Source organism: Methylobacterium nodulans ORS 2060, assembly GCF_000022085.1.
GTDB classification, from domain to species: domain Bacteria; phylum Pseudomonadota; class Alphaproteobacteria; order Rhizobiales; family Beijerinckiaceae; genus Methylobacterium; species Methylobacterium nodulans.
Genome location: NC_011894.1, coordinates 5,801,840 through 5,819,907 on the forward strand (window position 1 = coordinate 5,801,840; position 18,068 = coordinate 5,819,907).

The window sequence follows — 18,068 nt, forward strand, 5'->3', positions numbered from 1 at the left end:
AATGGACGAACGGCAAGCCCTCGCCGCCTTCGCGGCGCTCTCGCAGGAGCACCGGCTGCGTCTCGTGCGCCACCTCGTGACGGCGGGACCTGACGGAATGGCAGCCGGTGCCCTGGCTGCCGTCGTCGGCGTGCCGTTCTCCAACGTGTCGTTCCACCTCAAGGAGTTGGCTCACGCTGGCTTGGTCGGATCGCGGCGCGAAGGCCGCTCGGTCATCTACAGCGCCGATTACCCGGCGCTGTCCGGCCTGATCCAGTTCCTGATGAAGGATTGCTGCGGCGGCCACCCGGAGGTCTGCACCCCGGCCGTCACGGCGCTCGCGGCCTGCTGCCCCTCTGAAGGAGACACCGCCCATGCCTGATCGCGTCTACAACGTGCTGTTCCTCTGCACGCACAACTCGGCTCGCTCGATCCTGGCCGAGGCGCTGCTGAACCACCTCGGCGGCGGCTGCTTCCGGGCATTCTCAGCCGGCAGCGAGGGCGGTCCCGGCCCCAACCCGATGACCCTCAAGGTGCTTGAGGCCGAGGGCATTCCCACCGCCGGCCTCGCCTCGAAACCCTGGGACGTGTTCGCCCAGCCCGGCGCGCCCGTGATGGACATGATCATCACCGTCTGCGACGAGGCCGCTGGCGAAGCCTGCCCGGTCTGGCCGGGCCGGCCGATCACTGCGCACCGGGGCATCGAGGATCCGTCGCGGGTCGAGGGCAGCGAGATCGAGCGCGAGCGGGCCTTCGTCACGGCGCTGCATTACCTGCGCAACCGCATCAGGCTCCTGCTCGCCATGCCGATCGAGAGCCTGGACCGGTTGGCGATCGCGAGCCGCCTGCGCGAGATCGGCCAGCAGGAGGGCGCCACCGCGCTCCGGCCGGAGGTCGCGTGATGGACGTGATCATCTACCACAACCCGGCCTGCGGCACCTCGCGGAACACCCTCGCGATGATCCGCAACGCCGCCATCGAGCCGCATGTCATCGAGTACCTGAAGACCCCGCCGACGCGGGCGTTGCTCCAGCAGCTGCTGGCTCGCGCGGGCCTCTGCGTGCGCGACGTGCTGCGCGAGAAGGGCACGCCCTATGCCGAGCTCGGCCTGGGCGATCCGACGCTGATAGACGAGCAGCTGCTCGACGCGATCGAGGCGCACCCGATCCTGCTGAACCGACCGCTGGTCGTGAGCCCGAAGGGCGTGCGCCTGTGCCGACCCTCCGAGGCGGTGCTCGACCTCCTCCCCCCACAGCAGGGCGAGTTCGTCAAGGAAGACGGCGAGCGCGTCGTCGACGAGTACGGCCGGCGGGTTGCCACTGCATGACGACATCCTACTCGATCAGTCAGCGGGTTGCCGCCGAAGCCCTCGGCACCGGGTTTCTCGTCGCTACGGTCGTGGGCTCCGGCATCATGGCCGAGCGCCTGGCCGGCGGGAACGTTGCGATCGCGCTCCTCGGCAACACGATCCCGACCGGGGCCATCCTGGTCGTGCTGGTCCTGGCGCTCGGCCCGATCTCGGGCGCGCATTTCAACCCGGCGGTCTCGCTCGTGATGGGCCTGACGCGCGCCCTTTCCTGGCGCGATGTCGGAATCTACGTGCCGGCGCAGGTCCTCGGGGGCTGTCTCGGCACGCTCGCGGCGCATGCCATGTTCGATCTGCCGCTCTTCCAGCTCGCGGCAAAGCTGCGCACGGGGCCGGCGCAGTGGTTCGCGGAGTTCGTCGCCACGTTCGGTCTGCTGGTGACGATCCTGTCCGTGGTGCGCTTCCGGATCGAGGCCGTCCCCGTCGCGGTCGGCCTCTACATCACCGCCGCCTACTGGTTTACGGCCTCGACGTCCTTCGCGAATCCGGCGGTGACGATCGCCCGCGCCCTCACGGACACCTTCGCGGGGATCGCACCGAACCACATCCTCCCCTTCATCCTGGCACAGCTCGCCGGCGCGCTCGCGGGGATGCTTGTCATGCGCTGGCTCCTGACCGGGCGAGCGGCTGCTCCTTCCGCAGCGGCACTCGCCAAATAGCCGGTCGAGGTGGTTGGCTGCCGCCCGTCATGGCTTGAGGCTGTCCCTGGTTGTGGGTACCAAGCGTCAGATTTCTGCCACTAGGACCTCTGCAGCACGACGGCCGCACGCCTGTCCTGTGGACGGCGCGATCGGCGTCGCGTCTTTGCCGGGAGCATGACGCATGGGCTTCTACGGTGATCACGTGGTTCCCTGGCTCGTCGACCGGGCCATGGCGAACGAGGACCTCCTCGAATACCGGCGCCGCGTCGTCAGGGCGGCCCAAGGGCGCGTGCTGGAGATCGGCATCGGGTCGGGGCACAACCTGCCGTTCTACGGCCCCAGTGTGACGGAGATCCTCGGCATCGAGCCCTCACAGGCGCTCATCGACAAGGCGAGGCAGCGGGCCCGCGCGACCCAACGGACCGTGTGCTTCCTCCAGGGATCGGCCGAGGTCATCCCGCTGGACGCCGGCAGCGTGAACTCCGTCGTGACCACATGGACCCTATGCTCGATCCCGGATGTCGGGGCGGCGCTCGCGGAGATGCGCCGCGTGCTCAAACCCGGTGGAGAGCTTCTGTTCGTGGAACACGGCAAGGCGCCGGATCCGTGGGTGGCTCGTTGGCAGGACTGGCTCACGCCCGCCTGGAAGCCGCTCGCCGGCGGATGTCATCTCAACCGCCCCATAGGGGATCTCATCCGCAGGACAGGCTTCCGGACCACGGATCTCCGGACCGGCTTCGCGCCCGGCCCACGCCCCTTCACATTCATGTATGAGGGGCGGGCCTGTCCTGCATGACGGCCCGCCTCGCGGAGGACAGGCACGACCGCGGCACATTGCCCAACACCTACCCTTCCCCGACATCGTGCTGCGCTTGCGCTGCTCCGCCTGCGGCTCGCGGGACATCCAGGTGATCCGCGACACGCTGGGGGTCTACGCGCGGATCAACGCCCGCCAAGGCTGGGATATGGGGGCGGCTGGTCCGCTGCCAGCGCACTACCAGGTGATCGGACGGGACGCGCCGTGGCCGGATGAGGAGGGCTGAAACGAAAAGCCCGCTGCGGCGGGGCCGGGCGGGCTGAAGTGGACTTGTTCAGACCAGCGTCAGGCAACCACGCTTGGCGGCGCGGCGCTTTAACCTTTGCTGGTCGACCCTGCACGCGTGAGGCCGGCCCATGCGCATGAGCGGGAGTATGGGATGCGTTATGGTGCGTCCAGACAGTCCTCGGCAGCATTCCGAGCTGCTCCGGGCGGAGCGCCCGTCGAGGCCGAGTAGAACGGCCTCCAGAGGGCCGTGGCGGAGGCGCGGCTAGTCTGTTGTGATCTTCAGCGACCAGAGGCGCCGCGGGGCTCCCGGCGAGCGTGGGATGCAACCAGGTGTGGCGCTGCGGTCGCAGCCTGGTGCCAACTCCCTGCGCTCGCACGAACGGCATAGCTTTCAGGCTCAAGCTTCGTATCCTCTGCTGAGCCGGCGAAGGCTTTGCGAGCGAAGGGGCGCCATGAACATCAAGACGATCGTTGCCTGCTTGGGGTTCTCCCTCCTCGCGCTCTCCTCCCCGGCGCTCTCGCAAGGCACGCCAGAGCAGCAACAAGCTTGCACACCGGACGCGATGAACCTTTGCAGCGAGTACATCCCGGATGCTGGCCGGGTGAAGACGTGCCTCATGAGCAAGAGGAGGAATCTGAGCTCGGCCTGCCGTGCAGCGATCGCGTCTGACGACCCCAAGCCTCGCAAACGGCAGCGCCGGCCCTCGTGATCCGTGCCGATCCGGCGCGAGCACCGCGGGTTCTATCCCATCTCGCGGTGTGGTGTCGCGTTTCTGCTCTGCTGGCTTCACCGACGCAGGCATCCACGGCTTCATGAACCCTTCAAAAAAGTAGCGATGCATCTTTTTTGAAGGGTTCTCTAAGATGCGCTCCTGCATTCGCGCCATGAAGGTGGCCTGAAGAGGTAGGAGATCCGGCAGCCCGAGGAGGATCCGCGCTTTTTGGGGCGTGCAGTCTACGTCTGCATGGAACTGCATCTTGCAGCCCTCCAGCTCGTACAATGCTGGTAGGCGGTCACAAGTTCATCAGCTTAGTGGCGGAGGGCAGCCAGTAGTCGCGACCTGCGTCCACACGTAGCAGCAGGGCCAGCGAGGTCTTCGGCATGCCCGACACCCCAACATGGGCGAGCTGTACAAGCTCAAGCACGTCACGGGCGAACAGGTGGAGGCAGCCGTTTTGGCCTATCTCGCCGACCCGACGCCCGGCATGCGGCTGACCGCGGAAGGCGTTGCGATCGACATTGCGGCCGTGATCCTCGCGAACCCCTACGCCTGAGAGGTGTTCGCACGGCAGAATGCCCCCGAGGCTAGGCCAGCGTAGCGGTTCGCAGGTGCCCGATGCCTCAGAGCATGAGTATGCTCAGCTTGCGACAGATCTTCAACATTTTCAGTTTGTGCTTGTTGACAGAACCTGACCTAAGAAGCGGCGCAAGGCCGGGTACGATAGTCCGGGGAGTTATCCTTCGACGGCAACGCTGAACGACATGATGGACTCGAACGTTCACCTCGACCACGCCCACCAAATGTGAGCCGCTTGCGGCGGTCGGAGTGCTAGAAATAGCGCTCTGGCCGGAGCATTTGGGCGGCCGGGCGGAATTGTGGGGAGCACACGATGCCCGTCACCGAGACCTCCGTGATCGGCGCGCTCACCCCCAGTGCGAGCTTCAACATTGCCAAGCGGATCCGCGACTACTTCCAGCGGCGGGCGCACGCGCGAGCAGTTGAGCAGCAGGCCGAACAGGCCCGCCTTGCGGCCTCTTTCCTCGAAGACGCATGCAGAATTGCGGACGAGCAGACCAAGGCCGCCAAGGCGACAGCCCAGGCCATCAAGGCCGTCCGAGCCGTCGAGGAAAAGATCCTGGCCGAAGCTGAAGCGCGCACCCTTTTTTATCAGCGGCTCGCCACTTCGGCGTGCGCCCGCAAGAACCTCAAGTTCAGATCGTTCATCAAAGACACGATCGAGCAGTCCGGCTTCATCATGATCAATACGCATCACTCTTCGCGCGATCCGATCATGGACACATCTTTTCGGTATACGGTTGGGTTTACCGAGCTCGGCCTTCCCGAACTGCTTATAGTCGGCCAGACTCGCAAATTAGCCCGGCATATGCTCGAACATCTGCTGAAGGACCACAAGAGTGGAAAAAGACCTATCAACCCAATCGATGGCTTTCGGACGGTTGCCGGCGGTCATGTCTGCATGCTGCGACAGCTTCCAAAGAGCAAGGCCAACAATACCGTTGTATTTCAGGCCCGTGATTACTACCGCCGTCATGTTGGTGTGCTGCAGGTAGTGCTCCCGGACAGCCGGGGTCGGTACCCGTGGGACATCCGCTTCGACGGATTTGATGTGTCACAGGTAGGCATTCAGGAATCAGTCGTGAATTGGCTTACCGAGGGGCCGCCTCGCGAACAAGCACCCCACTAAGGCTAAGATAACTGTGACATCCTACTTCGAGAACAGCAGCGCCTTGGGCTCACCACCTCGAACTGCCCGTCGTAAGACAGCGCCCAGGCTCGTGCCTCGCCTTTGTGATCGCACGCACACGGTCTGAGGAGCGGCATCGGTGCTTGGGCATCGGCTTCGGCTCCGCTCAATCCGGGCAAGACTCGCTCGGGCACCGATGATAGGACAAAATCAGAACATGCACGCTGCCTAGAGGGAGCAGTACCGAGGCAAGCCATGGCGATCGCGACCACCTACCTGATCCAAACGTTCGAACTCCGGAAGAAGCGCCTCGTGCCGGGTACCCGCGATGTGGCGCCAACCGGGAGCGGCGCGCTCAAGCGGGCCGAGGCGATTGCGACCCGCAAGCCGGGCGCAGCGGCTCTCCAGATCCGGGCCGACAACGAGACCGGCGAGCTGGAGAGCGTCGTGATCCTCGGGCGCTTCGGCGAGGTGCCGGAGGACTTCGCGGAGATGGTCGCGGGCGGGTAGCCGATGCGCCGCGGCCGAGGCGACGAGAGCGGTCCGCCCTCCACTACGGCCGAGTTGCGCGCCGAGGGCATCACCACGGTCGAGGTCTACTGCCGGCGCATCGGCTGCGGGCACCGCGCCGTCATCGCGACGGATCGATTCCCGGATGATCTGTCCTCGGATCGCTTCGCCTTCCGCCTGCGCTGCTCCCGCTGCGGGGCGCGCCGACCGGAGGTCCGCCGGGACATGCTCGCCCACTCTGCTCAGATCCACGCCGAGACCGGGTGGGGCATGAGGGCGTCCGGCCCGCTGCCGGCGCACCACAAGGTGGTCGGGCGGGACGTGCCGGATGAGAAGGGCTGAAACGAAGAAGCCCGCCGCGGCGGGGCTGGGTGGGCTTGCAGGTACTGGGCGCGGGGCGCATCACGGCCAAAACCCAATCAGCTTGGCTATGAAGAGGCTGCAAGGGGTGGGAAGCAACCCTCTGCGCCTGCGCCTGCAATGACCGGAGCTGACCCGCTCCGGACCTTCGGAATGCGCGTGCTGAATGTTCGGTCCGGCGCATATTCCGGACATCTGCTATTTCGCAGTTGGGTTTCTGCACACAGGCCACGGTGACTGGAGCGCCGCGCAGGGCGCAATTCGAGCGTTCGGCAAAGGGCTGGTCGGTGTTGGCAAATCCGTCCCTGACGCTTCGCCCCCTCGAGCACCGGATGCCGCCGCTCCCACGACACGTCCCGGGTTACAAAGAGGTGGCCTCAGCGATGCGGGACGAGCACGCATGGGGCTCGCCAACGGTCATGCTTGAACGTCAGCAATGGCGCGTGATGGCCGGCCATTGTCTCGTTCGGGCCGTCGGTGTCTCCAGCGATCAAGCGGCGGTTGGCCGGCACATATCCAATGGGGATTGCTGGCAGATCCAAGCTCGCGTCACTTGGCTCGCCAAGCGGAACAGCAGCGTGAGCCGATAGTCCCAGCGAACGGCGGTGTCGCACGATCTACGCTCCTCCCAACCTGTCCGACGAAGGCTCTCCTAACACTCGCCCGTTCCCGGTTTGGGCCCGGTGCCCAGCGCAGGCGCTGATGGTCCTGAACGCATTGAAGAGAGACAGGAGGCATGCATGCGCTTCATCGGCATTGCTGCGGTCGTCCCACTCCTAGTCGTTCCTCACACTGCATCCGCGGACATCAAGCGTCACAAGGCTGTCCCGGAGACGTTTTGGGGCCAGTGGGTCCTGGCCGACCAATCGTGTATCAAAAATGATCAACCGGCCCTCTCGATCACCGCGTCGGCTTACACCCGCGCCGACTCGCGATGCACGATAGACTGGGTCGACGAAACCGCAGGACGAGCCGGCCCAATCTACTCCGCTCACATGCGATGCTCGACCGGCGAACAGCCGCAGCCGTCGATAGCGAACCTGATCCTCGTTTCGAGGGAGAACAACGTGGTCTCGCTGGGTCCGGACTTCAAAAGTCTCCAGAGCTATCAGCGCTGTCCAGCCGAGTGAGAGCCGAAGCCTCGCACAAGCGGCCGGAGTGACGGTCCCGGGCCGCGCCGCCGGCAGCCGGAGATCCAGAAGCCGAGAAACGAGATCCACGACAGCGCCCCCCCCCCCGCTGCGCTTGCTCCCATCCTAACTCAGGAGGTAGCCCATGAGCCCCTTGCCGGAGCGAACTGAGTCCCTGACAGCACCGCCGACGGACCCCAGCGGCCCCATCGCGGGGCGGCCCGGGCATTCATTGGCTCGGCGCGCCATCGATGAGGCCGAGCGTTATCTCTGGTTTGCCCTCTACCTCATCGTCATCTTGGGGACGTTGATCCTCTTCAGCCTCAACATCTACGCCCGCATCGACCAGGATGTCCCGCGCTACCCGGGCTACCACTTCTACGCGCTCGGCCTGATCAACGCCCTCGTGTTTGCCAAGATCATGCTGATCGCCGAGGCGGCAGGCGTGGGCTCCAGGTTCATCGGGCGCCGCTTGGAGGCGGGACGGCTCGTCATGGTGATCCTCTATCGCGCGCTGGCATTCACCGTCGTCCTGGTCGCGGCCTATGTACTGGAGGCGGTGCTGGAGGGGGCATGGCATGGGAAGGCGGTGGGGCAGGTCCTCCCGGAGATCGCTGGTGGCCCGCTCGGCCTGGTCTCGCTCGCCTGGATCATGCTGGTGGCCCTGGTTCCCTATTTCGCTTACCGCGAGCTCGGTCGCGTGCTCGGCCACGCGAGGTTGCAGGCGATCATGCTGAAGCCCGGCGGGACCTTCCGGGATGGCGCCGATCCGCAGACTGCGTCCCAGTCCCGGTTCGCGGCCTGAGGCTGATATGAACCTGCGAGGGTAGGGTGCTCAGATGGGCGATCATGGCACTGTTCCCCAAGTCGTACCCTGCCGCGCGCATGCGTCACCTCGTGGGCGTGAGGAGAGGCACTCTCCACACGGGCCGATCTCGTGCTTGATCGAACGGGACCTTAACGAGGACAGGCAATGGTCGGGGTGCCCTCAGCCCTGCCGGATCAGGACTAGGGTGGAAGCACCGGGCCAGCTGAGGCGGGGGGCGTCCGCTGCGATACGACGAGCGTTGGCGCAGGCCGGGATCCCGTATCCGGCTCGAGGCTTGCCCGTCGCTGGTCGAGGGCGTGCCGCGCATGCGCCAGGGCCGTCGAAAAGGCCGACATCCGGTCGGTGTCGCCGCCCCCGGGCGACCGGCCCAGCACGGCCGAGACGAGCTGGTGGAACTCGCTCTCCAATGCGGCGATCTCTGTCCCGTCGGCGCGCGGCGCCGCGTCGGCAATCTCGACCAGCCGCTTGATCGGCCGCCAATCCGCCTCCGACCGACGCCGGTTCCAGCGGGCCGACGCGGCCGCGAAGAACGACCCGGCAAGGCTGACCACAAGGCCGCCGACATAGAAATATTGCTGGAACTGGTCGAAGAAGCTCTGGTCCCCGTTGCTAAGGTAGGCTGCGACGCCCGGGTGGACGGGCAGGATTGGGCTCTTGTCGTCGGGATCGGGCGCCTCGATCTGGTTGGCAAGCGGCGTGATGGCCACGAGCTTGGCCTTCGTGGTCAGGATCGAGCGGGCGATGGCCGCGGCCACGACATTGGGCATCAATTCCGACGCGGCGAACCGATAGGTGACGGCCAGCGTCGTGACGGTGTCGCTCGGTGTGGCGGGCCTCGCCCGGAACGCCCCGGCGGGCACGTCGATCGACTCGAAGCCGGGGAAGCGCTTGCCGATGGTCTCCGCCTCGTCGAGCCCGAGGATACCCGGGGTCCCCTTCGTCGCGCGCGCGATCGCGGCGACCACGTCGACGACCTCGCCCGGCGCCATGGGACCGACCGTGAGGACCGCCGCCAGCTTCTTCTGCTGGACGGCCTTGGCAAGTTCGTCGACCGACAGGAAGGTCCTGCTGACGTCCTTCGCGGGCACGTCGAAGTAGGACAGAACCGTGTCGAGGACCTGGGCATTGGAGGCCTGCAGCGGCCCGGACGGAATGCCGATGGTCTTGCCCGCCAGGTTCGCGATGGAGCTGACATGGCTGTGGGGCGGCAGGACGAAGGCAACGACGTCCCTGCGCAGGATCACGATGGTCTGGGCGTTGGCGGGCGGTGCCGCGTCGCTGCGCACGATGGCGAGGTCGGTCCGGCCCTCCTCCAGCGCCTTGGCGCTCCCGGCGAGGTCGCTTACCTGCACGAGCTCAAGGTTGACGCGGGGGTGCTGGACCTTGGAGACGGACACGAAGGCCGTGATGAAGCGGTGGGCGGTGCTGCCGGGCGGGCCCGTGGTGATGCGCAGGTTGGCGTGCGGCGACCAGAAATGAGCGACCGCGAACACGGCAGCGACACCGAGCAGGAGGACTACGACGAGGGCGAGGCGTCCCCATCTCCTGGGCTGCGGCACGACAGTGACAGCCGTCTCGGGAGCCGGAGAAGTGGACCTTGCGTCTGGCGCCATCGTCGCAGTCCCCAGTCGTCGATCTCTGCTTACGTCGGCGTGCAGGTGCGCCGCTGCGCCTTTCAGCCGTCGCGGCAGCCGCTGTCTTGTTCCTGAACCTTTACCTCAGTGCCGCGCTGGTGCTGGTGCCTCGCACCTTACGCAGGCTGCCCTTCGTCGGCTTGATTATCGGCGACAGGCATTGGTGAAGCGGGAAGACGACCGCAGGTGGGAAGGTCCGCTTTATGGCTGATACTGGCACTCCAGAGTAGGACTGCGGAATGTCGGCTCGCGGCGCAAGGCGGTCGTCGGCTCAGCGTCCGCAGAGGGTCACAGAACTAAACCGCTTCCGCGGTAGGGGCGCGTAGTACGGCAGATGGCGTGATCAGCCGATCACGGCCTGTTCGAAGATCGCGGGGTCCCCTGGTCTCGGACAGGAGCCCCTCATGAGCAACCAAGCCGTCAGCCTGCTGCGCCGCCGCATGATCGAGGACATGACCATCCGGCACTTCAGTGCCAAGACGCAGGCCGACTACATCCGCGCCGTGAGAACCTTCGCGGCCTTTCTCGGTCAGTCACCCGATCAGGCCGAGCCAGATGACCTGCGTCGCTTCCAGCTGCACATGGCCGCCCAGGGCGCATCCCCGGCCACGATGAACGCCGCCGTCTCAGCCCTGCGCTTCTTCTTTGGCGTCACCCTCGGCTGGGTCGGCTTCGGCAACCGGCTCGCCACCGTCCGCTCGCCCGAGCGTCTGCCGGTGGTGCTCAGTCCCGATGAAGTCGCCCGCCTGCTCGGCTGCACACCGGGGCTGAAGTACCGCGCCGCCGGTCTGGCCCGCGTCTCGTGGATCCCAGGTCCGCAGGAGGCGTGCGACGGCATAGACCTGCGGCGCGCCCTGGCTGTAGACCTTGTTGAAGTTCTTCTCGGCGACGGGCTTGAGCGTCAGGACGGTGTAGGCGAGCCCATCGAGGCGCCGCGTCTCATCCCAGCCGAGCAGCGTCGCGAGCGTCTGTGAGCGCGCCTGCGTCGGCAGCGTACCGAGGTGCGTCTCGACCGCGGCGTTGCCCATCATGGGCGCCGGCTGATTAAGCCCGCCGAGCGCGCCGTTATACGCTTGGTCTTTCGGGATCCCGGTGGGGATATCGTTGAGCAGCCACGTCTCGATGCCGTCCCAGGGGCCGACGCCGTGGACGATGCCGTCGAGGTACCAGCCGCCCGGCGCCTCGAACGCGAACTTGGCGCCGCCAAGCTTGTCGAGCCCGTAGCCGGCGATGAGGGGCGGCAGCGCCTGCTTCAGCTGGTACTGCTGGCTTGAGACCTTCTGCTTTTGCTGGCCCGGTTGCAGCGCCATTTGCAAGGCGAGCGACGCGCCGGCCACCAGAGCATACGAAACGATTTGGCTGACCGCGAAAACGGCAGTCGAGGAGAGCGCTGTACTGGCGAGCGCCGAGGCGATGACGGGAGCGATGACGGCGGGCATCAGGCGAGGCTCCAGGCGGCGAGGACCGGGAAGGGGGCGCAGATCACGCCGCGCTCGGCCTTGGCGGCCCAGCCGGTGCGCGTGCGGATGGCGAGGGCGGGCCCGACCGGGGTGTCCACCACGGCGACATCGCCGATCGCCGGCTCGCGCGTCTCGGCGAAGCCGGCGGACGCCATGAGGCCGCGCACCTGGGCCACGAAGCCGCCGAGCCGCCGGATGTGCCGGCCGGCGCCGATCGCCGTCCTGTAGCGGCCACGCAGCCCGCCTGCCGGATCGATGCCGCAGCGGGCCTTGACCCAATCCGCGGCCCAGAGCGCGCAATCGCATGTGCCCCAAGCGAAGGGGGTCCGCGAGCCGGCGCGCAGGTGGTCCACCAGCAGCACGGCGGTGTCAGGCGGCGGCGAGCGCATCCAACGAGACGATCGGCGGCAGAAGCTGTTCGGCGCACGCGCGAGCGACAGGCTCGCCTACGGGCATGACATCGAAGGGAGTGCCGGGATGCTCGGCAGCACAACGGCGCGCACAATCCTTTGCATCATTCTCATCGTGCCAAGCACCAACAACCGCATACTTAAGCGATCCCACACAATGAAAGTCGGACCTTTGAAGCCCTTCGGTTTAGTCATTTCTATATCTCCTCTAGCAATATTTCGGCCATTTTATACTTTTACTCTGCGTGGAGGCGACGTATTCGAGCCCGCGATCCCCGGGATGCAGGCGCTTCTGGTCGCGATCCGAGAGGTGAGCGAAGGGCGGAAAGCCCCTCATCGTGAAATCACCCTCACAGATCAGGGTCAGGACGCGCTTGTCTGCGCCTGTTCCGCTGGACTTGAGCAGGTCCATCAGGCCGAAATACACGCTGTACGGCGCATCCAGCGGCAGCCAGTTCTCGTCATAGAACTGGATGAATATCTCGACGGGCCGGCCCTTGTATTCGGACGGCCCGGTCACCGCCTTGGCAACGAGGCTCGGATCCACGCCCGAGAGGGTGAGCTGCGTCTGGGGCGCCTCCCCGCCGAGCGGGCTCTCGATGTCGCCGATCTGGCCGAGAACGCCGGCCCCGTGCCAGAGCTGGCCATCGGCCGTCCGGAGCACGCCATGCACGCCCTCGGCAAGGCGACCGTCTCGGAGGCGAAGTCGAGCCGCACCAAGCGCTCACGGCGCACCGTGCGGCCGGCCAGGACGGCCGCCACCGTGCTTGAGAAGATCGGCATGGGTCAGGGCTGCCGGAAGCGAAGCCGCCCGGTGGCGACGATGCTATTGATGTTGCGGGCCAGTCGCGCGTCGCGCTGGTTGAGCAGCGCAGCGAACTGCTCCGGGGTATAACCGGGGGCGCCCGTCAGATTGATTGTGTCACCACCGATGTTGATCGGGCCGGCGCCGCCACCGATGCCAGCGGGCCGGGCCATCGCGATCGCCGGCATGGCAGGGGCCACATAGCCTCCGCCCTGGTAGCCGCGCACTCCCCGGCGAATGGCCTCCAGCGTCCCGACGCCGATGCGGGCCGTCGAGGCGGCATCGAAGACATACTCGCGCCCGTGGACCACGCCAGCGACGGCGCCCGTGCCGCCGTTGCCGGTGTAGCCGCCGGACGCGAACCCGAACAACTTGCCGATGCCGGAGAAGATGTCCCCGCCCTTCGGGTCGGCCATGCTGAACAGCGAGTTGAACAGCTTGTCGATGGCCTTGTCACCGAGCTTGCTCAGCAGATTGCTAAGAGATCCCGTCAGGGCATCCCCGAATGATTTGCCGTTGCGCAGATCGCTCACAAGGTCTTCGACGAAGCTGCTTCCGGTCAGCTTCGCCTCTGCGACGGAGCGAAGTTGCGTCAGGCTGTCGTAGGCTTGCTGAAACTCCTGCGAGCCAGGTGCCCCGACGCGCTTGGCCATCTGATAGTCGGCCTGCTCGCCGGGCGTCCGGCCGAGGGCCCCGTAGCCTTCCGTCAGGTCGAGGCGCAGGCCGGCGGAGGCGCCGCGCTGCGCCGCTGCGGCCCGGGCCCGGGCCGCGGCCAAGCGCTGGAACTCCTCGACCTGCGCCTTGACCTCGCCCGTGAGCTTGGAAGCGTCTGCGCTGAGAACCTGCTCACCTGAGGAATAGACGCGCGAGAGTTCCGTGCCCTTCTGCTTCGCCTCGTTGTAAAGATCCTCGGCCGCAACCGCCTTTTTGCGCTCGGCCGTCGAAGCCGCGAGCGAGCGCGTCTCCGCATCCTGCTGGCGGATCCGCGCCTCTGTTGCCTGCTGCGCGGTTGGCCCGCGGCGCAGATAAGCCGCGTTCACGGCGGCAAGCGCCTGCGCGACCGTCTTGCCGTCCCCGTTATACGCGGCGTTGTTTGGGACCAGGGTGGGATTGACCCGGTTGAGAATGGCCGCCGCGTCCTCTCCCGTGCGGCCCTCGTGCTCGGCCCGAAGGAGCGCCGAGGCGCCGCCAACGCCGATGTTGTGCGCCAGGTACAGGTTGCGCCCTGTTGCCGCAAAGCCGCGGTCGATCAGCTGCTGGGCCTGCTCCTGAGTAAAGGCCCGGACCACCCTCTCTTGAATGTCAGGATCAAGACGGAGATTTAGAACCGCGTTGTTGTAACCGCACTGATCCAACTTGCCGTCGCCTGTGTATTATTCCCGCAGTGATCCGGCCATGTCGGCCATCGCTTTGGGGAAATACTCGAGCCAGGCGCTTGAGATGAACTGATAGCGCCCGACCGCCCCCGACTTGCTGACCGCGCTATCATCTCCGCTGCTCTCGGCGCCACGGATGGCGGCATAGTAGTCATCAGGGATAGCGATGGCATCACGGACCGCCTTGCGGTTCGTCTCGGAGAACGCTTGCAGCGCCTTGGCGCGGGCCGTTTCGTTGGTGGCGAGCGCCCCCGGCAGGTTGCCGGCGTCTGTCGTGGCGATCAGGTTGCGGCGCAGCTCATCGTATTGCCGGTTGACGTTGGCGACGGCCTTTTCATAGCTCGTCATGCCCGCCGTCGCGGCCTCGAACCGGGCCGCACGGGCCGCGGCAGCGGCGCCGCCATGGCGAGGTCATCGCCATCATCCGCATCGCCCCACGCGGCGGGGCCTACGACTGAGCCGCGCGGTCACCGCCAAGGAGGGCATCGACCATGAACGCACAGACCATCACCACCCCGGCCGGGGAGCGCCTCGTGCTCCTCCCCGAGGCCGAGTATCAGGCCCTCGTCGAGGCGGCCGAGGACAACGCGGACCGCGCCGCCGTGGCCGAGTTCCGTCGCAAGCTCGCGGCGGGCGAGGAAGATCTCATCCCCGCCGAGATCGTTGAGCGCCTGCTCGGCGGCGAGAACCGAATCCGGGTCTGGCGCGAGCACCGCGGGCTGACCGCCAAGGCGCTTGCCGAGAAGGCGGGGATTGCGCAGCCTTTCCTGTCGCAGATCGAGACCGGCCGCCGGGAGGGCACGATCGACACGTTGCGCAAGCTGGCCCAGGCGCTCAACCTCACCTTGGACGATCTGGTCGGCTGATCGCATCAGCGCACGCAGGAGCAAGACATCCGCACCGCCAAAGCCCTCGCGAGCCAGGAGTGATGACCATGCCTCTCGAAACCCTCCCCTGGGACATCACCGACAGCCTCGTTACCCCTGAACGGATCGCCCTCTACCTTGAGGCCGTGCTTGAGGATGGCGATCCTGCCCCCGTCGCCGCTGCGATCGGGGATGTGGCGCGAGCCCGCGGTATGGCTCAGATTGCCCAGCAGACCGGTCTTTCACGGGAAACCCTCTACCGGACCCTATCGGATAGGCGATTATGTAGCTTGCAAACCTGCCCTAAGAGGAGTACAACCCTAGCAGGAGCAAGCCATGTCCGTCCTCAGCCAGCCCCAGTTCCACGACGAGGAAGCCGCCTTCAAGTGGCTTGAGGACACCCTGTGGCCGGTCGGTCCGGTTTGCCCCCACTGCGGCGGCATGGGCCGCATCAGCAAGATCAAGGCGAACCCTGAGAAGCGCGTCCGTCTCGGACTTCACAAGTGCGGCGACTGCAAACAGCAGTTCACGGTGAAGGTCGGCACGGTCTTTGAGCACGCCCGTATCCCGCTCCACAAGATGCTCCAGGCTGTACACCTGATGTGCTCTTCCAAGAAGGGCATCAGCGCGCACCAGCTTCATTGCATTCTAGAGGTTCAGTACAAGACAGCGTGGTTCCTTGCGCACCGAATCCGCGAAGCCATGAGGGAAGGCGAACTTGCGCCCATGGGCAGCGACGGCAACGGCACATCCGGCATCGTGGAAGCCGATGAGACCTTCATCGGGCGCGAGCCGGGCGCGCCCGTGAAGCGCGCTTATCATCACAAGATGAAGGTACTGAGCCTTGTGGATCGCGAGGCAGGTCAGGTGCGCTCCATGGTCGTGGACGATCTCAAGCCCATGACATCGTCCCTATCCTTGAGGAGAACATCGCCAAGGAAGCGACGCTGCACACCGATGAGGCCGGCGTGTACCTCAAGGCCGCGCCATCCTTCATTGACCATCAGACCACCGCCCACGGGCAGGGCGAGTACGTCCGCGGCATCGTCCACACCAACACTGTTGAGGGCTACTTCTCCGTCTTCAAGCGCGGCATGAAGGGCATCTATCAGCACTGCGCAAAGCACCACCTCCACCGCTACCTTGTCGAGTTCGACTTCCGGTATAACAACCGTGTGGCTCTTGGCGTCAATGACACAGAGCGGACTGGCCAAGCACTGAAGGGCATAAGTGGGAAGCGCCTCACATATCGATTAGCTTGCCCTTACTAAGCGCAAGCAACCGCGGCGCTAGGCGCACTGCCTAGCGCCGCGGTTGCTTGCTAGGTTGGCTGGGTTTAGCTGCGCGATATTTCTGTTGTGGATGCTGGATCATCTCTGGATGGAGGTATGTGAGCCGACCTTCAGCTATCATAGAGGCTATATATCTCTGGCTTATATATTCCGAGGTTTTGTTGATTAGGACGGCAATTTGCTGAAGCGATAGTGCCTGCGACCGACACATTGCCTCTATGAGATCTTTTGCCTCTTGAGGATTGAGGCGCTTCTTGGCCTCCGCGTTGCGGACGGCAACCCGCAACGAAACCGGCATATTTTTCAACAAGTTATCCTTATCATGGATGGCGCCATCCATGATATCGTCCCTATCATGGATGGCTTCGCCAGTAGGCTTCTGCCGCTTCTCAGGCATATCACGGCTTAGCATTTCTGTCCCAGCAATGTAGTACGTGCGCGCCCCGCTTCCGCGATCAAGCAACAGGTCAAGCTTTCGAAGCGATCGCAAGCTTTTACTTGCCTGCAACGTATCCATTGACGTAAGGCTTCTATATGTTGCGTTGTCGATAGCCCCAACCTCGCGGACAAAAATCAAAGCCTTCATTTGATCTTCTGTTAGATCAAAATCTTTAAATCTTGAAAGCCAGTCGATATCTCGTGAGTCAAGGAAATGATGAAACAAAAATGTAGCGGAAAATTCGTCGGTATCGCGATTTGACTCGAAAGTCGGAGCGGCCAAACCACGTTGCTTCATTTTGGCCTGCATGACTCGGATGCCGCTGCCCTTAGTCTCCGCGAAACGTGTGTCATGGAGGATCGCTGAAATGTTAGGATTTCTGATTGACGAACCCGGCTCGCCGAGCCTTTCTGGTGACTTTAGTGAATAACCGGGATTCTTAATTACTATACGGTTGGCATATCTTATGACTTGGACGGGCTGATTAAATTGATAGTTGCGGTGCATCAAAGCATTTACAACCGCCTCTCTGATGACTCTAAAAGGAAGAATAGGAATTTCTGTTCTCTGCCCGGAACTTTTTTCGTCAATGTCTAAGGTGCGCGGCAAATCATCCGTTATAGCGGCAATGACACGTCCAATTAAACTGACGATTGATCCTCGCATATCAACAGACTCAATTTTAGCCTCCGGGTCCTGAACCCAAGTTTTCCCTGGAACTCGGATGTAATCAACTCGATGTGCTGGAAACAATCTGCGGATGCTGGCCGCCTTGCCAAAAATGAGAATGCCGGCATTGGTAACTCTAACAATGTCGTCTAGGCGACGTATAGCGCCAAGGGCGTAAAGCAAATCATCATCAGACCAACTGAGTTCCTCAGCAAGCGGATTTGCTTCGCCCGCGCTTTGCGATAGGCCGAAATAGCTGCGGGATCCAAATCTGATAGATTCGCGTCTCTGATTATGCGAGAATCATAAGGGTCACCGGAGCCACCCTGGTAGAACATGGCCAAATCGTCATCCGTGCAGCGCACGTCCGTTGGCCCAATTCGTCTGTAAGCTCCTTTTGGCAGTCCTGTCGCTTTAAAATACACAGGCTTATGAGATTTTGGCAGCTCGGGAACATCGATCCGCAACACCGACGCTCTACGATAAGTAAGTGTCTTTATACTTACACGTATTGGCTGATTGAATATCGCCGCACATGTGCTTGCGATATCTGAAGCAAGCTTCTCCGGGTTCTTTACCCCAGTTACATTATAGAACGGGAAAAGGGCTTCTTCCTTGGCTACTCCTAGAAGAATGGTGCCGCCCTCTAAATCCGGCTCATTGCTAAGAGCGCAGATGGTTTCATAGACCGACCGCCCGACTTCGCTTCCTGAAATATGTTTTGCCTCAAGATCCTCAGTTTCGTCGGTCGTATTAAGATATCTAAGAAGTGTCTCAAGAGATTCTTGTCGGATCATAGGCCGCCCGCATTCTAATCGCACCGGAGTACC

General features: G+C 64.2%; 23 protein-coding genes and 3 pseudogenes. 17 read left to right on the forward strand and 9 right to left on the reverse strand.

The window, feature by feature from the left end:
- Nucleotide 1 precedes the first annotated feature (1 nt).
- The 7 genes from MNOD_RS26850 (at nucleotide 2) to MNOD_RS44010 (ending at nucleotide 3,741) form a co-directional block, all read left to right on the forward strand.
- Nucleotides 2-361, forward strand: a complete 360-nt coding sequence (locus MNOD_RS26850; protein ID WP_015932120.1) for an ArsR/SmtB family transcription factor — start codon at nucleotides 2-4, stop codon at nucleotides 359-361.
- On the forward strand, nucleotides 354-881 hold the full coding sequence (locus MNOD_RS26855; RefSeq protein WP_015932121.1) for an arsenate reductase ArsC: 528 nt from the start codon (nucleotides 354-356) through the stop codon (nucleotides 879-881). Before MNOD_RS26850 ends, MNOD_RS26855 begins: the two co-directional genes overlap by 8 nt.
- Nucleotides 881-1,306 (forward strand): arsenate reductase (glutaredoxin), encoded by a 426-nt coding sequence (gene arsC, locus MNOD_RS26860; protein WP_015932122.1) that lies wholly within the window; start codon nucleotides 881-883, stop codon nucleotides 1,304-1,306. The genes MNOD_RS26855 and arsC overlap by 1 nt, the downstream gene beginning before the upstream one ends.
- On the forward strand, nucleotides 1,303-2,004 hold the full coding sequence (locus MNOD_RS26865) for an aquaporin (RefSeq protein WP_015932123.1): 702 nt from the start codon (nucleotides 1,303-1,305) through the stop codon (nucleotides 2,002-2,004). The genes arsC and MNOD_RS26865 overlap by 4 nt, the downstream gene beginning before the upstream one ends.
- A 163-nt stretch (nucleotides 2,005-2,167) precedes the next feature.
- Nucleotides 2,168-2,782 (forward strand): class I SAM-dependent methyltransferase, encoded by a 615-nt coding sequence (locus tag MNOD_RS26870; RefSeq protein WP_015932124.1) that lies wholly within the window; start codon nucleotides 2,168-2,170, stop codon nucleotides 2,780-2,782.
- Between the two features lie 112 nt (nucleotides 2,783-2,894).
- Nucleotides 2,895-3,029 (forward strand): hypothetical protein, encoded by a 135-nt coding sequence (locus MNOD_RS50090; RefSeq protein ID WP_280113429.1) that lies wholly within the window; start codon nucleotides 2,895-2,897, stop codon nucleotides 3,027-3,029.
- A 454-nt stretch (nucleotides 3,030-3,483) separates the two neighbouring features.
- A complete protein-coding gene (locus MNOD_RS44010; RefSeq protein WP_083786566.1) occupies nucleotides 3,484-3,741 on the forward strand; it encodes a hypothetical protein in 258 nt (85 codons plus the stop codon).
- Between the two features lie 201 nt (nucleotides 3,742-3,942).
- Here the strand turns inward: MNOD_RS44010 and MNOD_RS50735 are convergent.
- A pseudogene (locus MNOD_RS50735) lies at nucleotides 3,943-4,008 on the reverse strand (DUF6489 family protein); the annotation flags it as partial.
- Between the two features lie 142 nt (nucleotides 4,009-4,150).
- Here MNOD_RS50735 and MNOD_RS47155 point away from each other — a divergent pair.
- From MNOD_RS47155 to MNOD_RS26905, 6 genes are all read left to right on the forward strand, one after another.
- Nucleotides 4,151-4,306, forward strand: coding sequence for a hypothetical protein (locus MNOD_RS47155; RefSeq protein ID WP_015932127.1), 156 nt, complete (start codon nucleotides 4,151-4,153; stop codon nucleotides 4,304-4,306).
- A gap of 336 nt (nucleotides 4,307-4,642) precedes the next feature.
- Complete coding sequence (locus MNOD_RS26885; RefSeq protein WP_015932128.1) at nucleotides 4,643-5,458, forward strand: DUF4262 domain-containing protein; 816 nt, start codon at nucleotides 4,643-4,645, stop codon at nucleotides 5,456-5,458.
- Nucleotides 5,459-5,713: 255 nt separating this feature from the next.
- Nucleotides 5,714-5,968, forward strand: coding sequence for a hypothetical protein (locus MNOD_RS26890; protein WP_015932129.1), 255 nt, complete (start codon nucleotides 5,714-5,716; stop codon nucleotides 5,966-5,968).
- Nucleotides 5,969-5,971: 3 nt separating this feature from the next.
- Nucleotides 5,972-6,310 carry a hypothetical protein gene (locus MNOD_RS26895; RefSeq protein ID WP_015932130.1) on the forward strand — a complete coding sequence of 113 codons (339 nt, stop codon included), beginning with the start codon at nucleotides 5,972-5,974 and terminating at the stop codon, nucleotides 6,308-6,310.
- 758 nt (nucleotides 6,311-7,068) lie between these two features.
- Complete coding sequence (locus MNOD_RS26900) at nucleotides 7,069-7,458, forward strand: hypothetical protein (RefSeq protein ID WP_015932131.1); 390 nt, start codon at nucleotides 7,069-7,071, stop codon at nucleotides 7,456-7,458.
- 145 nt (nucleotides 7,459-7,603) lie between these two features.
- On the forward strand, nucleotides 7,604-8,263 hold the full coding sequence (locus MNOD_RS26905) for a hypothetical protein (protein WP_012631367.1): 660 nt from the start codon (nucleotides 7,604-7,606) through the stop codon (nucleotides 8,261-8,263).
- A gap of 203 nt (nucleotides 8,264-8,466) precedes the next feature.
- Here the strand turns inward: MNOD_RS26905 and MNOD_RS26910 are convergent, their stop codons facing one another.
- Nucleotides 8,467-9,846, reverse strand: a complete 1,380-nt coding sequence (locus MNOD_RS26910; RefSeq protein WP_244424573.1) for a TAXI family TRAP transporter solute-binding subunit — start codon at nucleotides 9,844-9,846, stop codon at nucleotides 8,467-8,469.
- A 527-nt stretch (nucleotides 9,847-10,373) separates the two neighbouring features.
- Between MNOD_RS26910 and MNOD_RS49375 the strand changes: the two are divergent.
- Nucleotides 10,374-10,520: pseudogene (locus MNOD_RS49375) on the forward strand (phage integrase N-terminal SAM-like domain-containing protein); the annotation flags it as partial.
- Between the two features lie 27 nt (nucleotides 10,521-10,547).
- Here MNOD_RS49375 and MNOD_RS49380 read toward each other — a convergent pair.
- The 5 genes from MNOD_RS49380 to MNOD_RS26935 form a co-directional block, all read right to left on the reverse strand.
- Nucleotides 10,548-11,360 carry a hypothetical protein gene (locus tag MNOD_RS49380; RefSeq protein ID WP_043749504.1) on the reverse strand — a complete coding sequence of 271 codons (813 nt, stop codon included), beginning with the start codon at nucleotides 11,358-11,360 and terminating at the stop codon, nucleotides 10,548-10,550.
- Nucleotides 11,360-11,770: a DUF6950 family protein gene (locus tag MNOD_RS26920; RefSeq protein ID WP_015932133.1), complete on the reverse strand. Its 411-nt coding sequence runs from the start codon at nucleotides 11,768-11,770 to the stop codon at nucleotides 11,360-11,362. Before MNOD_RS26920 ends, MNOD_RS49380 begins: the two co-directional genes overlap by 1 nt.
- Before the next feature lie 229 nt (nucleotides 11,771-11,999).
- Complete coding sequence (locus MNOD_RS26925; RefSeq protein WP_157091564.1) at nucleotides 12,000-12,455, reverse strand: hypothetical protein; 456 nt, start codon at nucleotides 12,453-12,455, stop codon at nucleotides 12,000-12,002.
- A gap of 122 nt (nucleotides 12,456-12,577) precedes the next feature.
- Entirely contained in the window at nucleotides 12,578-13,885 is a 1,308-nt protein-coding gene (locus MNOD_RS26930) for a phage tail tape measure protein (RefSeq protein WP_043749511.1), read from the reverse strand.
- Nucleotides 13,886-13,969: 84 nt separating this feature from the next.
- A complete protein-coding gene (locus MNOD_RS26935; RefSeq protein ID WP_015932136.1) occupies nucleotides 13,970-14,320 on the reverse strand; it encodes a hypothetical protein in 351 nt (116 codons plus the stop codon).
- 143 nt (nucleotides 14,321-14,463) lie between these two features.
- Here MNOD_RS26935 and MNOD_RS26940 point away from each other — a divergent pair, with 143 nt between their 5' ends.
- From MNOD_RS26940 to MNOD_RS26945, 3 genes and pseudogenes are all read left to right on the forward strand, one after another.
- Nucleotides 14,464-14,838: a helix-turn-helix domain-containing protein gene (locus MNOD_RS26940; protein ID WP_015932137.1), complete on the forward strand. Its 375-nt coding sequence runs from the start codon at nucleotides 14,464-14,466 to the stop codon at nucleotides 14,836-14,838.
- Between the two features lie 68 nt (nucleotides 14,839-14,906).
- Nucleotides 14,907-15,233, forward strand: coding sequence for an addiction module antidote protein (locus MNOD_RS44030; RefSeq protein WP_083786696.1), 327 nt, complete (start codon nucleotides 14,907-14,909; stop codon nucleotides 15,231-15,233).
- Nucleotides 15,175-16,109: pseudogene (locus MNOD_RS26945) on the forward strand (IS1595 family transposase). Before MNOD_RS44030 ends, MNOD_RS26945 begins: the two are co-directional and overlap by 59 nt.
- Nucleotides 16,110-16,140: 31 nt before the next feature.
- Here MNOD_RS26945 and MNOD_RS44035 read toward each other — a convergent pair.
- Together MNOD_RS44035 and MNOD_RS44040 are read right to left on the reverse strand one after the other, a co-directional pair.
- The gene (locus MNOD_RS44035; RefSeq protein WP_157091565.1) at nucleotides 16,141-17,421 is read right to left on the reverse strand and encodes an ATP-binding protein; all 1,281 of its coding nucleotides are present in this window, start codon (nucleotides 17,419-17,421) and stop codon (nucleotides 16,141-16,143) included.
- Entirely contained in the window at nucleotides 17,388-18,035 is a 648-nt protein-coding gene (locus MNOD_RS44040; RefSeq protein WP_083786574.1) for an AlbA family DNA-binding domain-containing protein, read from the reverse strand. Before MNOD_RS44040 ends, MNOD_RS44035 begins: the two co-directional genes overlap by 34 nt.
- Nucleotides 18,036-18,068: the final 33 nt, after the last annotated feature.

Coding starts and splice junctions, on each gene's coding strand:
- MNOD_RS26850 (WP_015932120.1), top strand. CDS start 2: ATGGACGAACGGCAAGCCCTCGCCGCCTTCGCGGCGCTCTCGCAGGAG.
- MNOD_RS26855 (WP_015932121.1), top strand. CDS start 354: ATGCCTGATCGCGTCTACAACGTGCTGTTCCTCTGCACGCACAACTCG.
- arsC (WP_015932122.1), top strand. CDS start 881: ATGGACGTGATCATCTACCACAACCCGGCCTGCGGCACCTCGCGGAAC.
- MNOD_RS26865 (WP_015932123.1), top strand. CDS start 1,303: ATGACGACATCCTACTCGATCAGTCAGCGGGTTGCCGCCGAAGCCCTC.
- MNOD_RS26870 (WP_015932124.1), top strand. CDS start 2,168: ATGGGCTTCTACGGTGATCACGTGGTTCCCTGGCTCGTCGACCGGGCC.
- MNOD_RS44010 (WP_083786566.1), top strand. CDS start 3,484: ATGAACATCAAGACGATCGTTGCCTGCTTGGGGTTCTCCCTCCTCGCG.
- MNOD_RS47155 (WP_015932127.1), top strand. CDS start 4,151: ATGGGCGAGCTGTACAAGCTCAAGCACGTCACGGGCGAACAGGTGGAG.
- MNOD_RS26885 (WP_015932128.1), top strand. CDS start 4,643: ATGCCCGTCACCGAGACCTCCGTGATCGGCGCGCTCACCCCCAGTGCG.
- MNOD_RS26890 (WP_015932129.1), top strand. CDS start 5,714: ATGGCGATCGCGACCACCTACCTGATCCAAACGTTCGAACTCCGGAAG.
- MNOD_RS26895 (WP_015932130.1), top strand. CDS start 5,972: ATGCGCCGCGGCCGAGGCGACGAGAGCGGTCCGCCCTCCACTACGGCC.
- MNOD_RS26900 (WP_015932131.1), top strand. CDS start 7,069: ATGCGCTTCATCGGCATTGCTGCGGTCGTCCCACTCCTAGTCGTTCCT.
- MNOD_RS26905 (WP_012631367.1), top strand. CDS start 7,604: ATGAGCCCCTTGCCGGAGCGAACTGAGTCCCTGACAGCACCGCCGACG.
- MNOD_RS49380 (WP_043749504.1), bottom strand. CDS start 11,360: ATGCCCGCCGTCATCGCTCCCGTCATCGCCTCGGCGCTCGCCAGTACA.
- MNOD_RS26920 (WP_015932133.1), bottom strand. CDS start 11,770: ATGCGCTCGCCGCCGCCTGACACCGCCGTGCTGCTGGTGGACCACCTG.
- MNOD_RS26935 (WP_015932136.1), bottom strand. CDS start 14,320: ATGACGAGCTATGAAAAGGCCGTCGCCAACGTCAACCGGCAATACGAT.
- MNOD_RS26940 (WP_015932137.1), top strand. CDS start 14,464: ATGAACGCACAGACCATCACCACCCCGGCCGGGGAGCGCCTCGTGCTC.
- MNOD_RS44030 (WP_083786696.1), top strand. CDS start 14,907: ATGCCTCTCGAAACCCTCCCCTGGGACATCACCGACAGCCTCGTTACC.
- MNOD_RS44040 (WP_083786574.1), bottom strand. CDS start 18,035: ATGATCCGACAAGAATCTCTTGAGACACTTCTTAGATATCTTAATACG.